Source organism: Chitinophaga sp. CC14 (genome assembly GCF_048957795.1).
In the GTDB taxonomy this organism is placed as follows: Bacteria; Bacteroidota; Bacteroidia; order Chitinophagales; family Chitinophagaceae; genus Chitinophaga; species Chitinophaga ginsengisegetis.
This window is the reverse complement of sequence record NZ_JARBFY010000006.1, coordinates 509,375-523,568: the sequence shown is the minus strand read 5'-3', so window position 1 is coordinate 523,568 and position 14,194 is coordinate 509,375. Positions and strand designations below refer to the sequence as shown.

At 47.4% G+C, this 14,194-nt stretch carries 10 protein-coding genes; 4 read left to right on the top strand and 6 right to left on the bottom strand.

Going from position 1 to position 14,194, the window contains the following annotated elements; translation table 11 throughout:
* Nucleotide 1: 1 nt before the first annotated feature.
* The 4 genes from PV783_RS32595 to PV783_RS32580 are packed head-to-tail and all read right to left on the bottom strand — an operon-like array spanning nucleotide 2 to nucleotide 9,204.
* The gene (locus tag PV783_RS32595; RefSeq protein WP_420990930.1) at nucleotides 2-2,638 is read right to left on the bottom strand and encodes a glycoside hydrolase family 2 protein; all 2,637 of its coding nucleotides are present in this window, start codon (nucleotides 2,636-2,638) and stop codon (nucleotides 2-4) included.
* Between the two features lie 8 nt (nucleotides 2,639-2,646).
* Nucleotides 2,647-3,654, bottom strand: a complete 1,008-nt coding sequence (locus tag PV783_RS32590) for a DUF5017 domain-containing protein (RefSeq protein WP_420990929.1) — start codon at nucleotides 3,652-3,654, stop codon at nucleotides 2,647-2,649.
* 24 nt (nucleotides 3,655-3,678) lie between these two features.
* The gene (locus tag PV783_RS32585) at nucleotides 3,679-5,577 is read right to left on the bottom strand and encodes a RagB/SusD family nutrient uptake outer membrane protein (RefSeq protein WP_363436620.1); all 1,899 of its coding nucleotides are present in this window, start codon (nucleotides 5,575-5,577) and stop codon (nucleotides 3,679-3,681) included.
* Between the two features lie 21 nt (nucleotides 5,578-5,598).
* Nucleotides 5,599-9,204 carry a SusC/RagA family TonB-linked outer membrane protein gene (locus tag PV783_RS32580; protein WP_420990928.1) on the bottom strand — a complete coding sequence of 1,202 codons (3,606 nt, stop codon included), beginning with the start codon at nucleotides 9,202-9,204 and terminating at the stop codon, nucleotides 5,599-5,601.
* 157 nt (nucleotides 9,205-9,361) lie between these two features.
* Here PV783_RS32580 and PV783_RS32575 point away from each other — a divergent pair, with 157 nt between their 5' ends.
* Both PV783_RS32575 and PV783_RS32570 read left to right on the top strand, forming a co-directional pair.
* Entirely contained in the window at nucleotides 9,362-9,922 is a 561-nt protein-coding gene (locus PV783_RS32575) for a GNAT family N-acetyltransferase (protein WP_420990927.1), read from the top strand.
* A gap of 247 nt (nucleotides 9,923-10,169) precedes the next feature.
* Nucleotides 10,170-10,682, top strand: a complete 513-nt coding sequence (locus tag PV783_RS32570; RefSeq protein WP_420990926.1) for a hypothetical protein — start codon at nucleotides 10,170-10,172, stop codon at nucleotides 10,680-10,682.
* On the opposite strand, the gene PV783_RS32565 is transcribed toward PV783_RS32570, so the two are convergent.
* Entirely contained in the window at nucleotides 10,679-11,920 is a 1,242-nt protein-coding gene (locus PV783_RS32565) for a hypothetical protein (protein ID WP_420990925.1), read from the bottom strand. The two genes, PV783_RS32570 and PV783_RS32565, sit on opposite strands and share 4 nt — an antisense overlap.
* 81 nt (nucleotides 11,921-12,001) lie before the next feature.
* Nucleotides 12,002-12,388: a VOC family protein gene (locus tag PV783_RS32560; RefSeq protein ID WP_420990924.1), complete on the bottom strand. Its 387-nt coding sequence runs from the start codon at nucleotides 12,386-12,388 to the stop codon at nucleotides 12,002-12,004.
* Nucleotides 12,389-12,680: 292 nt separating this feature from the next.
* Between PV783_RS32560 and PV783_RS32555 the strand changes: the two genes are divergently transcribed.
* Nucleotides 12,681-13,538, top strand: coding sequence for a serine hydrolase (locus PV783_RS32555; protein ID WP_420990923.1), 858 nt, complete (start codon nucleotides 12,681-12,683; stop codon nucleotides 13,536-13,538).
* Nucleotides 13,539-13,611: 73 nt separating this feature from the next.
* On the top strand, nucleotides 13,612-14,193 hold the full coding sequence (locus PV783_RS32550; protein ID WP_420990922.1) for a TetR/AcrR family transcriptional regulator: 582 nt from the start codon (nucleotides 13,612-13,614) through the stop codon (nucleotides 14,191-14,193).
* The last annotated feature ends 1 nt before the right edge of the window (nucleotide 14,194 follow it).

The following is a 14,194-nucleotide window of genomic DNA, read 5'->3' as shown; positions in this document are numbered from 1 at the left end:
GTTATTTTTTTTGTGTGGTGCTGTCGGGCCTGGGTAAATGTGTGATGGGCCAATGGCTTACCTGTGCGTTTTCATTCAGCGCAATGGCTGCATCCGGATCGTTGTGTGCTTTTATATTTACATTGAAGCCATCTACTAAAACCAGTGGCTTGCTGCCTTGCAGGGCTGCTTCGCTGGCTTCTATCGTAATTGTTTTTGTTTCATTGGGAGTCAGCGAAACATAATTATCTGAATAGAAAACGGGCAGTACCCGGTCACCACCTTGCCGGTGCAGCTGCAGGTGCGCCATTACCGCGATGTGCGTAGATGGGTTATGGAGGCTCACCTCCAGCAAACAGTTGTTTTGTACCTGCCGGCGTTTAACCGTTGCCGTGAGGGTTACCACGGGTATCTTTTCGAGTCCTGTTAACTGGTCTGATCCTAACGGAAGCGTGTTCCAGTAGAAGTTATCAGAAAGCAGCGTGCCGGTGGCATCGTGCAGCGTTAGCTTCGCAAAATGCACCGGTGATAAATCCGCGGGCCATTTCACCAGCCCAAGATCCGTTGCCACGGCTGGTAAGGCCGTAACGTTATAATCCTGTTTGAGCACTGCTGTACCATCTGTATTGAATATAGTAAGATGTGCGCGTGCGTTTTTTAAGGTGGCTGGCCCGTTATTAATCACCTGTATATTTCCTTCTTTTTCGTTCAGCTGGATATGTATGGGCTCGCAGGCTTTTTGAACGGCAAACAGCGCAGCATTAGGCTCCAGGTCGTGGTGATAAAGCTGCCATACAAAGCTGGGCTGTGCGGGATTGCTCATCCAGGTAATAACCCCGGTGGAGGGGTTAAACATTTTTGCGTTACGGCCTTCGTACATAGCGCGGTACGACTCATAATTAGCGAGTTGTGATTTTCTTACAAAGTCGGCCAGGTTGGCTACTTCGCCAAAGCGTTTGGCGATCATGTTACGGTAATATTTTGTAGCCAGGTCGTGTTCGGCCCAGTCGTCGTTGATCACTTCCCAGTCCTGCTGCGGCATCATGCCCTGCACCGATTCCAGTGTTGGAATAGAAAAGCTGCCGATCTCTGTTTTGAACGACTCCGTGAAAACATAATACTCCGCCGGTTTACGGGTATAATACGGACCGCCGGAGTGTACGCCGCGCCCGGAGGTAGAACTGGGCTGGTACAGCCGCAGCGGCTCCAGTTCGGCCATGATATTGCGCAATGAATCATCTATTACTTTAGGCGGGTTGCCTTCGTTACGTGCGCACCAGAGTATAATAGACGGATGATTGCGGAAGCGCAGTATTTTTTCCCTTACGTTGGCGAGGTATAAATTGATATCCGCCGGGTTGGGGCCATCAGAGGGATTGGGCTGGAAGAACTCATCCCATATCATGAGGCCATATTTATCACAGAGTGCATACAGGTCTTCGCTGGTGCTCTGGCCTACCCAGTTGCGGATGATATTGTAATGCGCCTGCTGATGCATGCGGATCTGTGTTTCCAGTCTTTCTTTTGGAATACGTTTCATGGCTTCATCCATGCCCCAGTTGCCGCCTTTACAGAAAACCTTTACGCCATTTACTGAAATAGTAAGATCTTCTGAAGAGGGCGTGGTGTAGCTGATTTCACGGATACCAAAATCAAGTTGTTGTTCATCTGATACTTTGTCCTGGATATTAAACTGTAATTGCAGGGTGTATAAATTTTGCGGGCCATAGCCATTGGGCCACCAGAGTTTGGGTTGCTTTACTTTTAACTGTGGCAGTGTGGCGGGGTCGAAGGTGATCCGCTTGCTGCTGTGAGGAGGCAGCTGCACGGGTTCACTGAAAGCAACGTTGCCAAAGGCGCCTTTTAATATGCCTTGCTGCGGCTGGCCGGTTATATTTTGTACGGTGGCAGCAATTTTTACATCTGCCGTATTCAATGCTGGTAGTGGAAGATCGGTAGTTACCAGCGGATCTTTTACAAGTACCGGACCGGTAGCGTTAAGATATACGGATTGCCAAATGCCGGTGTTCCGGTCGCGGATGGCGGGAATCCAGTCCCAGCCCATAGAACACAGGAACGTGGGGCCATCCATTGCGGTAATGCCGCCATTTTTACCCATGCCTTGCGCAATGGTGTGCTCGTGTGGCTCGCCGGGATTGGGTTGCGGCGATACTAATACCGCTATGGCGGCCGTTTCTCCGGGCTTTACGGCGCTTGTAATATCAAAGATGCCCCGGGCAAAGGCGCCACGTATCTCCCCGATATCTTTTCCGTTTACCCATACCCGTGCGGTATAGTTAATACCATTGAAGTGCAGCCAGCTGTTTTTGTTTTTGTAAGATGACGGTATTTTTATTTCCGTGCGGTACCACCAGTTAGTGCGACAAAGGCTTTCCGGAATCCTGCCAGGGCGGTTGTTTTCGCCATATAACGGCTCCGGGTATACGTTGTTATGTACCAGCGTGGTGAGTACCGTTCCGGGTACCACAGCAGGATACCAGCCATTGGTGGAGAAACCGGGTTGTGCTATTGCTGCGCCCGGCTGCGGCACTTTTGAAGCGTCCTGCAGCTGCCAGTTGGCAGTGGGTGTTACCTGTGCAAAGAGTGTTTGCGAAAAAAGCAGCAGCGCCACGATGGCCGGGAGAAAAGATCGGTTCATATTTTCTGTCAGGGTAGAATTTTTAATGTCAGCTGTTTCACCTGGCTCTTACTGTCTTCCAGGCTGTTATTAGTAGCAACAAAGGTCACCTGGTACGTACCTGCTTTTTTGAAAGCATATTTGTAGGTGGCCGATTTCAGTGCTACTTCATTCTGCACTACCACACCCACATCAGGTTTGGTAGTTTTTAAGTCGATAGACGAAGTAATGAGCCAGTCGTCGTTATCATCATTATCAATATTAGTACCGGGATTGAACGTAACCGGGTAGCCGTTCCTGATAGGAATGCCATTACTGTTCCGTACGCTGTCGGCCGCAGAAACGCCCCAGGTGCCTACGTTCCAGGCGTTGAAGCCTACATAGTTGTTTTCAGCGGTTCCCGGTTCGTTGTTGTTAAGCAGGCTGGCCTGTACCCAGCCGGTGTTGGCAAAATTTGTAAACAATGGTGTGCTGGTGCTGTCGGGTAAGAAATTATAGAGGGAAAAGCTTTGTATCACCCATTTTCTTTGCGGCATCACGCCGGTTTTTTTATTCAGCACGCGGAAGGCGATGTTCACTTTATCTGCCTTATTGAAATCTGATATATCGATAGAGTCGGAGGTGGTAAAGCTGGTGGCCAGCGACTTGGGCCATTTGCTGTTGCGGCTGGAGATATTTGTCCAGGTAGCTTTGCTGATATGTTCCGCGTCATAGCCTTCCAGGTTGGTAGAAATCAGCAGCTGCAGGGAATCCGGGCAAGGCTTTGGCGGCACCGGGCCTTGCTGCATGGATGTTTGGAATACGAGGCGTTCCACTCCGGGCATCGACTTCCGGTTACGGTTCTCATATGCTTTACCGGCTTCGCCGGAGAAGAAAACAATAGCGCCGGCGTTACCGGACAGATAAAATGTAATGGTGTCGCCTGCCTTGTAGGCCAGCTGATCGGTGTTCACGTTGAACTCCGGCATGGTTGCTTCGTTTCTGCGGCAGCCGGTAAACATAACAGCAGCGAGGAAGTAATATATAATGGATCTCATACTATTTTGTTTAATCAGTTTTTTTTATTGCCATCCGGGGTTTTGTGTTAATACCTGGTCCAGTACTATTTCACCGCCGGGAATCGGCAACAGCGAATACTTTTGAGGATCAACCAGGAAATTGGTAGCAGCCACGCCTGCGGGCGTAACGTAGTTGGTGGGCGCGTAGTTGTCGTTGTTGGTAAGCACCTGTTGCATGGCCTGCGTCATCCTGCCCCAGCGTATCAGGTCCTGCCGGCGTATGCCTTCAAAGCACAGTTCACGGGAGCGTTCATCCATGATATCCTGCATGGTGAGCGTGGTGGCATCAAAGCCCGGCACAGGTGTGTTGGGCGGGTAGCCGTAAGCGCGTCGTCTTACCTGGTTATAATATTCCAGCGCGGTAGCGCCTGCGCTGCCATTGGCTTTCAGCTCCGCTTCAGCTGCCATCAATAGTACATCTGCATAACGCACGATGGGGAAGTTGCAGGAAGTATTATTCTGCAGGCGGCTTGGCGGCAGGTTAATTTCATATTCCCTTCTCCATTTACCTACACAGCGGTCGTAGGTTGTTGGATAACCCACTCCACCGGATACCACATTGATAGCGGTGAGTTTGCCGCCGCTTACGGTGGCGGTAGCTACGGCTTCATTGGGCGCAGTAACAGATGGGTTGGTAGATGAATTGGTGCCGTAAGAAGTAAAGCTGATAGTTGGCGCCGAAGTGTAGCCACTGCCGGGATTGTCTATCACCACAGATGTGATAGCGCCCTGTGCATTCGTATAGGCGGTGGCGGTAGCGCCGGTACCATCGCCGCTGATGTTTACGGTGAGTGTGTAATACCGGGTAGTGGCGGCGCTTTTATACACATAAGGCGCAACGGCCCAATCCCTTCGCTGATCGCCGGGGCCATACAGGTTGTATAAGCCCGGATGTACCCGGTAGGTGCCGGGCGAGTAACCATTCACGCCTGTAATACCTGCATCAGGGCAATACACGCCCATTACAGCGCCCAGCTGTTGCGTAACCAGGTAGCCGGTGCCTGCATAGTTGCCGGTAACATTTGATTTGGATAAGAATGCGGCATCCCAGATACTTTCTGAAGTGCCGTTATCATTCATATTGTTCTGCATTTTGTTAATGAAAAGGCGGGCATATGCCGGGGTAGTGGGATAAAGCGGATGCGGTGAACTAATTAAACTGTGCGTATTTGAGTTGATCAGCTTTTGCGCCCAGAACAGGGCGTCTTTATAACGCGCCACATCATTCAGGGGGTTACCTGCCATTTTGAGATACACCCTTGCAAGAATGGCTTCCACGGCAGATTGTGTAACAATGCTGGGCGTGTTTACCTGTGCCATTTTAGGCACGAGGCTATCGGCTGCTATCATTTCTTTCACAATAAAATCATAAATATCTTTTGACGGGGTACGGGGGAGATTATAATTAGTACCCAGGTCTGTGGCCAGCATTGTTTTAAGCGGCACATCCCCGAAGTGCGTCACCAGCAGGTAGAAATAATAAGCCCTCAGGAAGCGGGCCTGTCCTTTAATCTGCGAACGTTTTGTTTCATCCATCTGTGGTTTGTCGGCCACATCGAGGATCACGTTGGCATCTTCAATACCCTTGTATAGATTCCGCCATAGCAGCAGTACATTCTGTTCGGTATTACTGATATGATAAAACTCCGTGAGCGTAACGGTGTAACTGGCGTTGCTGCGGAAGCTTTCATCGGCGCCGGCGTTAATGTAGCCCCATAACCCAAAGCCGTACACGGGGTCCTGCTGGAGGATATTATACATCCCGGCTACCTGTTCATCCAGCTGCGCTTCGGTGGTAAACGTGATAGGGCGGAAGGTGGGCGGATCGAGGCTTACATCCATTTTACAGGAAGCTGCGAGTATGCATATGAGTGGAAGTAGTAATTGCTGCAAGTTTTTCATAACAACATTTTAAACATGGAATCAGAAAGTAGCGGTAATACCAAAACTGAGTGTAAATGCGCGTGGATAAGCCGTATAATCGAGTCCACCGGATAAGGCGGAGTAACTGCTGCTTGGTTGCAGGAACGTATAGCCGGTACCGCTGGTGGCGGTAACGCCGGGAGTGTTTCCCGGTGCATTGGCAGGGTTTTGCACCCTGAAAGACGACACCTCCGGATCAATACCGGAGTATTTGGTGATGGTGAAAATATTCTGTGCTGATACATATGCCCTCAATCCTTTGAAGCCTGCGCGCCGGATCAGTTCCTGTGGCAGGTCGTACCCCAGCGAAATAGTTTTGAGCCGCAGGAAGGAGCCATCTTCTATGTAGCGGGAGGTTACCTTCGGCGTAGAGCTGCCGGCATCGCCTTTGTTGTTGGCCATGGCCCTGGGCACGTCGTTGGTAGGATTGGTTGGTGTCCACCGGTTGGCATATTCTGCAAACTGGTTGCCATTCGGGAAATAGCTGCCGGTGGAAGCAAAGGCCATCCTGTTCGTATTCAGTATTTCATTGCCATAACTCCATTGCAGGAAAATATTCAGGTAGAAATTTTTGTAGTTAAAATTATTGGAGAACCCACCGGTATGAATAGGGAGCGGACTACCCAGCGTAGTTTGATCGTTGGCGTCCACTACGCCATCGCCGTTGATATCTTTGTATTTGGGATCGCCGGGCTGAATATTAGGGGAATAGCCGGGTACGCCGTTTTTCAGGATATAGGCGCCATTGCCTTGTTTCACAAAATCATCGTACTGGTACACACCGGCCCATTTGTAGCCATAGAACTGGGAGATGGGCGCATCTACTTTGGCAATCCAGCCGGTGGTGCTGTTGCCACCAGGAAGATCGTAACGTGTTTGCATTACTTCAAAGCCATCATAAAATTTAACGATCTTTCCTTTATTAAAACTGATATTGAAACTACTGTTCCAGTTGAAGTCTTTTCCTTTGATATTTATGGTATTGATGGTGAGTTCAAAACCTTTATTGCTGATTTCCCCGGTGTTCTGGTATTGGGTATTGAAAGAAGTGATACTATAACCGGCGAAGTAAGGAATTTGCACCAGCAGCAGGAAGTTTTTTGTTTTCCGGTTGTAGTAATCAGCATCTATAGAGATGCGGTCGTTGAAGAAGCTGAGGTTCAGTCCAAGATCCAGTTCTGTAGTGGTTTCCCAGGTGAGGTTGGCGTTACCGTTTCCAAAAGGTACGGTACCTCTCGTATAGGAGTTGTTGAACGGATAGCCAAACTGTGTGCCGCCGGCCAGTGTAGCCAGGTAGCTGAAGTCGCCCACTTTGTTGTTGCCCACGCTGCCGTAACTGGCCCGGAACTTACCATCATTTAGTATCGACCGCAAGCCTGCTGCGAAAGACTCTTCCGTAAACCTCCAGGCAAAAGCGCCGGAGGGAAAGTATCCCCATTGTTTGCCCGCAGCAAATTTTGAAGAACCATCGGACCGTGCAGTGGCGGTGAACAGGTATTTATCTTCATAGGCATAATTCAGGCGGCCTAAGAAAGAGAACAGCTGCCAGCGGGAGCCGCCTGCATTGGGTGAAGCGGCGGTGCCGCCGCCAATGCTTTTAATGCCCAGGTATTCGGTCGACTGTGGCACATTGATGGATCTGAAACCGGTATAGTTGTTTGTGGCGTATTGATAAGTGAAACCTGCCAGCGCATCAATCACATGTTTTTTCCCGATAGTGGTTTTATAGTTCAGGATATTTTCACTAAGATAATTACTGTTCAGCTGATTGTTGATAGTACCGTTAATCCCGTTCACATTAGGTATTGCACCTGCTTTGTTCTTAAATAAATTACCCTGTTGGGTTTGTGAATTATAGAAGGTTTCAGACTTCAGGTTGGTGGCGTTATAGCCGCCGGAGATTTTCAACCTGAATTTCTTCAGGAAAGTATATTCGAGAAAAGCATTAATAGTACCGGTGTTGTTGATGTTTTTCCGGTATTCGTTCTGCGCCTGCAGCAATGGGTTTACCAGGTTGTTTCCCAGGGTGGCAGTGGAAGTGCCGTTGTTGAAGTCTTCCAGCGCGAGGCTGTCGATCACCTCATTGAGCAGATCCTGGTTACCCACGCCGGAAACGGGCCGGTATTGCCACATACCCTGTACTACGCCGCCACTGGCAGCCGCGGCGGGTATGGTGCCGTAGGAAGAAGAATTGGAATACCCGGCGGTGATGCCCATCCGGAGATTTTTATTCAGCCGTTGATCGAGCGTGAATTTGCCATCATATCTTTTCATGCCGGTGTTGATGATAATTCCTTTCTGATCGTAGTAGGAGCCGCTGATTGAGTACCGCGTATCTGCCGTACCCGCGCTGATATTCAGGGAGTGGCTTTGTGTAAGCCCGGTTCGCACCAGCAGGTCCTGCCAGTCGTACCCGGGATTGTTCTTGTAGGAGTCAAGCGTAATGCCATGTGCCGGATCTAGGTAGATGCGTGCATTGGTATTAACGGGTGTGCCGGGGGTACTTGCCACGCTGTCCAGTTCGAGCTGCAGTTTTACAAATTCGTAGGGACTGAGCATTTCCATTTTCTTTGTGATTTGCTGCATGCCCAGCGCATAGCTGTAGGTAACTCTTGGCGGCCCGGGTTTTCCTCTTTTTGTATTGATGATGATAACGCCGTTGGCGCCTCTTGCACCGTAAATGGCGATAGAAGACGCATCTTTCAGTACTTCCAGGGAGGCGATATCATTAGGGTTGATGGAGTTGATATCCATGTTTTCAATGGGGAAGCCATCTATTACAAACAGGGGAGAACCATCCTGGCTCACGGAGCTTCCTCTTACCACAATTTTGGAGGCCGCGCCGGGCTGCCCGTCGTTGGAGCTTACTTCCACGCCGGCAATGCGCCCGGCCAGAGCCTGGTCGAAAGAGGCTACGGGGGCTTTCTGCATGTCTTCCACATTGGCCTTGCCTACGGATCCGGTGAGGTCCCTGCGGGTGGTGGTGCCATAGCCGATCACAATTACTTCATTAAGGCCGCTGTTGGAGGGCTTTAGTTTTATATCCTGGAAGCGCAGGTCGTTAACCGGTACTTCCAGCGGTTCATACCCGATAAAGCCGATCTGTAAAATGCCGGAGGGTTCCGGCAGGGCGATGGAGAAGTTGCCGTTGGCATCTGTAAGCGCCGCTGCGGTGGTGTTTTTAATCCGCACCGATGCCCTGGCTAAGGGCTGGCCGGTATCGTCTGTAACCCGGCCCTGCAGCTTTTCCTGTTTAGGAGAAGGTGAAGCGGCATTATCTTTCTTCTTCAGAATAATATAAGTATCGTTAAATGTCCACTCGATATTTTTATCTTTCAATACTGTATTAAGTACGGCAGGTAAATCGCTTCTGTTGAAGTCCACTTTCATCTTTTCCTTATCGTTCAGGATAAGGTTGTTGTAAAAAACGGTGTAACCGGTTTGCTGCCGGATGGCTTTGAAGATGTCTGCCAGGCTGATGGCGGCATTCCCGCTTTTCAGGGTTACCTGTTTCTGCCCCTGCGCAAAAACAACCGGCTGGTTAAGCCAAAAGAAGAGCAGCAGTCCTTGCAGGAAAGGACTCCATTTGGGTGGAATTAGCTTCATAACGTAGCATTTGATATCTATTAGAGACGTGATTTTATTTAAAACGGGTGAAGGGGGTACCAGGAATCCTTCGGGCCTTCATTTTTCTATCAGAAAATACGAAAAAATGTAAACGCATATCTGCTATATTTGCACACTGTAACAGGTAAGCACCACTATGAAAACATTTCCTGAACTGTATACCAACAGGTTAAAACTGCGAAAAGTAGCCACAGATGACCTGAACGCCTTAGTCAGGTATGCCAATAACAAGAAGATCTCCGAAAATATATTGAATATCACGTATCCCTATAAAGAGGGAGATGCGGCGTTTTGGATAGATCTTGCGATAAAAGCCTATGCGAGCGGGGAACGGGTGGTTTTTGCTATTAATTTAAAAGAACTCAGCGAGTTTATTGGTGCAATAGGATTGCGTATCGATACCCGGCATAACCATGCCGAATTAGGCTACTGGATCGGGGAGCCATTCTGGGGCAAAGGACTGATGACGGAAGCGGTGAAAGAAGTCCTGAAATTTGGATTCGGAACCCTGCATCTCCATAAAATTTTTGCTACTGTTTTTACAGATAACCGTGCATCGGAAAGGACTTTAATCAATAACGGCCTGGTAAAAGAAGGGGAGCTGGTAGACCAGTATAAAGTAGATGATGTTTATAAAACCGTTTATCAATACCGGTTAACGAAACAGGAGTACGAGAAAGCGATCTCACCCATATGAAGGGAGGATAGTGCATGGATAGTGCATTAATAGTGCATGAGGAGTGCATGAGGAGTGCATGGGAACAGTATAGATAGTGCATGGATAGTCCATGGGGTATCCAGGTCCGACGCATCGCCGAGGCATCCGGGAAGTATCGGGTATATCTTATGTGCGCAATTATTGAAAATGCTCACTTTAGAAACTTTATGTATCTTTATTTCAGGACAGATAAGCGACCATACAGGCAAACCTGAATTAACACTACATGACTAATATCCCCATTGACTATTTACAAATAGTATTACAAGAGAACATTCCTTTAAGTGATGAAGAGATAGCACACATTGATAAGCAACGGAGAGAATTTTTTAAGAATACAACAGGTATTTTGATGGCCGGTACACTTTTGATAATGGCGATTGCTTATTATTTTATACAAAACGAATTAATCAATTTCCGATACTATGTGTTGTTTGTTTTTGCAGGATTTGCCATGTTCAGCTTCTTCTATTTAATTGTCTGGTTGACATTCAGAAATTTCAAAAAGAATTGGGAGAAAGATATCAGGCATGGGAAAAACAAACTGTCAAGCGTAATTATCAGCCGTCACAAAACAGAAAATGACGAATATATGCTCACTTTTGCAGGACGGCATAAAGGTGAGAAATTCAGAATTCCGGTTAAGAAAGCTGATTATTATCGTTACGAAACAGGAGCTAAAGTGCGTGTTACCTATTTAAAGTATAGTAAGGAAGCACTTGAACTTAGTAATCTTTAACCTCCCAACCATTGGTATACTTCTTTTAATAATTGCCGCTCTACCCATTGCCGCATTTCGCCATCACTGGATACCTGGTCGGAGGGAATACTCCGGGAATGCCAACCTATCTCTGAGCCTTCCCTAACCGCCATGCCGGGATAGCACTGTAAGGGAATATACATGACCGCATTTCCGTCTGACGGGAGCTTTAATTTTTGCTGGATTTCGGATTGCAGCAGCATGCCTTGTGCCGGGAAGTTGGTTCTGCCCGTAGGGAATCCATGCCCGACAGTAACGAGGATCGTTTTAGCGGATTTGTCAATAAATGGCTGAACATTGGAAAAATCCCCTGCATATGGTATCCAGCTATTTTGAATATAGGGATTTTCCCGTCGGATCAAAAGGTTATCAGCGGGACGGAATACCTGTACATGCGCTCCCAGGGCGCCTAATATTTTAACGATGTCGTTTATTTGTTTAGCATGTATGCTTTCCTGTTCCACGGCCTGTTGTACCCCGCTTTCTTTGACGTTTCCTTTGTGAAAATTGTTAATTAAGTCATCCGGATCAAATTGTACTTTACTAAAGACGGTTTTTGACCACCCCTCTGCACTGCCCTGATCCACATCAGGGTCGGAATGGCTTATTGCGGCGTTTTTGATGGCTGTTATCTGAAATTCTGTTAGCTGAGTACCAGCCCAAAGTACCACTGCTTTAAAATCAGTGGTGATCGGTTTTACAATGACAAATTTTTCCCCTTCATCCTTCACTTCCGCTTTACTGCTTTCTTTCTCCTTTTCCACGGGTTCCTGGTAATCATAAAAGTCCTGCTCTTCTTCTTCCCAGTCTTCGTTTTCTTCACCTTCTTCACCTTCTTCGTTCGAGTCTTCTTCCTCCTCGTCAGAGCTGTTATGCTTTTCTTTCTCTTCTTCTATCGTAGCCTCTCCCAATAGTACGTTAGTGATTTCCATTTGATCATAATCCTTTCCTGATTCGATCATCTTCTTAAATTTCTTGTATTCTTCAGAACGTTCATTATTTAATCCTTCAAACATTTCAGCCAGGTCTTTGAGCAGGTCCTTCACTTTTTTATCCTCCATACTCCGGGAGCCGTCATACACACGCTGAACTACTTGTTGTGCTGGAAATTGGGTGGATACTGCCGGCAGGGATATGCCACCTGGTCCAGCGAGGTTTCCGGCAACAGAACGCCCCTGAGATTGATTGGAGGATGATTTGCTATTTGCTTGGTTCATAGCAGATGGTTTACTTTTGAGGGATACTTCATTAAGGTAAGAAAAAGTTTTCAAATCTAATGGCGTTTGCCAATATTGATACTACATGTGAAATACATTGAACTTATGGCCATCAGGATCAGCAAACACGAAACCATAATAACCCTTTCCAAACTCTTCCGGCCTGGAAACAATTGTTCCGCCGGCCTGCTGTACTTCTTTCTCCCAATTATTAACCTCTTCCTTAGTATCAGCAGAAAGAGTAAATATAATTTCATTCCCTGCTTTGGTATCAATGATCGGTCCCATCATGGCGGGTTCAAGTATATCCTTCAAAAAGAAATGGATGATAAAGTTTTCTTCACCAAAGAAGAAGCTGGTCAGTTGTTCCGACGCTCCGTTTGATTTAAATCCAAGTTGTTTATAGAATGTAGTGGTTCGTTCCAAATCCTGAACACCGAAATTGGCCCAGATCTTTTTTGTTTTCATAACTAACAGTTTTATGTTTAATAGCTTTTCTTTTTGATGGTGCCGTATTTGTAAAGAGGTAGCATTCTTTTGGAATGCTCATCAGCGTCTCAAAAATAGTCCATAAACTTATTAAACAGGGTGGTAATTTGTGAAATCTTCCGGGGGTGTTTCTGCCATTTTTATAGTACAAAAGGCATTAAGCTTAAAGAATAAGGCATCAGGACGTGTTTCCTGGATGATTGTTACAATTGTTACGGGTGATTAGTTGTTTTCAAAAGGGTTTTATAACTTAAAGCAAACATTTCCTTATATGCACAAATGGTTGCTGCTACTGATATTAACTCCTGTACTTGCTTTCGCGCAGCAGGACCATAAACTTGAAAAGGGGTTGAAAGATCTCATCACCGGGTTTCATGGCGATGTGGGGATCTATGTGAAGAACCTGAGAACCGGCAGGTATGCAGCTATCAATGCCGACACTATTTTCCCTACGGCCAGCATTGTGAAAATTCCTATTCTCGTGGGCATATTTGATAAAATTGAGAAAGGCGAGCTGAAGTATCATCAGCCGCTGATTTACCGGGATTCTATTAAATATGGCGGATCGGGGCTGATGCAGTTCTTTAAAGACAGCACCGCTACAGAATTGAGTGTATTGCTGGCGCTGATGATGTCTTACAGCGATAATACTGCGTCCATCTGGAACCAGTCGCTGGCAGGAGGGGGGCAGCGTATTAATGAGCTGATGGAGCAGTATGGGCTTGCGGTTACCCGGGTGAATTCCCGCACTCCCGGGCGCGCGGAGATCTGGAAGGTATACGGCTGGGGCATGACTACCCCCCGCGAAATGGCTACCCTGCTGGTGAAAATCCGTAATGGAGAGGTGATCAGCAAAGCCGCTTCCGAAAGAATGTACCGGTTAATGACACATGGATACTACGATGAAACGGGCCTGTCGGCTATTCCGCCTTATGTACAGGCCGCCCATAAAACCGGTTCACTGGATGCGTCCAGGTCTGAAGTGATACTGGTAAACGAACCACGCGGGGAATATGTTTTTTACGTGGGTACCAAAAATAATAAAGATCAGCGGTGGACAGATGATAACGAAGCGCAGGTGTTAATTAAAAACGTTGCTGCTTACCTGTGGAAATATTTCAAACATTAAAATTTTAGAGAGAAGGATGGTAGTTTCGATAAAATATCTATTTTTGTAGTGATTAATACAAAATTGTTATTGTATGAGAGGACGACCGGCCATATATGACGACAAAGATGTGCTGATGAAAGCGCAGAAAGTGTTTTGGACAAAAGGATATACCGCTACTTCCCTGGAGGATATACTCACCGCGATGGGTATGGGCAGCGGAAGTTTTTATAATGCTTTTAAAGGTGGAAAGAAGGAGCTGTTCCGGAAAGCCATTCAGCAGCGCCGGGATGCATTCAGGGAGTTTGAAACCGCGCTTAACCAAAGTGATGCACCCATGGAGCTGATCAGGGATTTCTTTCGCAGTATGGCCCGGGCCGACCGGGAAACGCACCTGCAGGGCTGTATAATCGTTAATACCGTGGTGGAAATGGCCTCTCTTGATAAAGACCTCGAAGAAGAAGCCGTAACGATCCTCAAAGAAGTAGAGCAGCTTTACACCAAAGCCATCCGCCGTGCGCAGAAAAACGGCACCATGCAAAATCAAACCGACCCGGTGATCCTGGGCCGTTACCTGGTTACACTCTGGAACGGGTTAAACGTTACCAGGCGTATGTATCCTGATAATAAAATACTCCTTAAACAAATTGAAATGCAGCTGGAAATCCTCCGCTGAT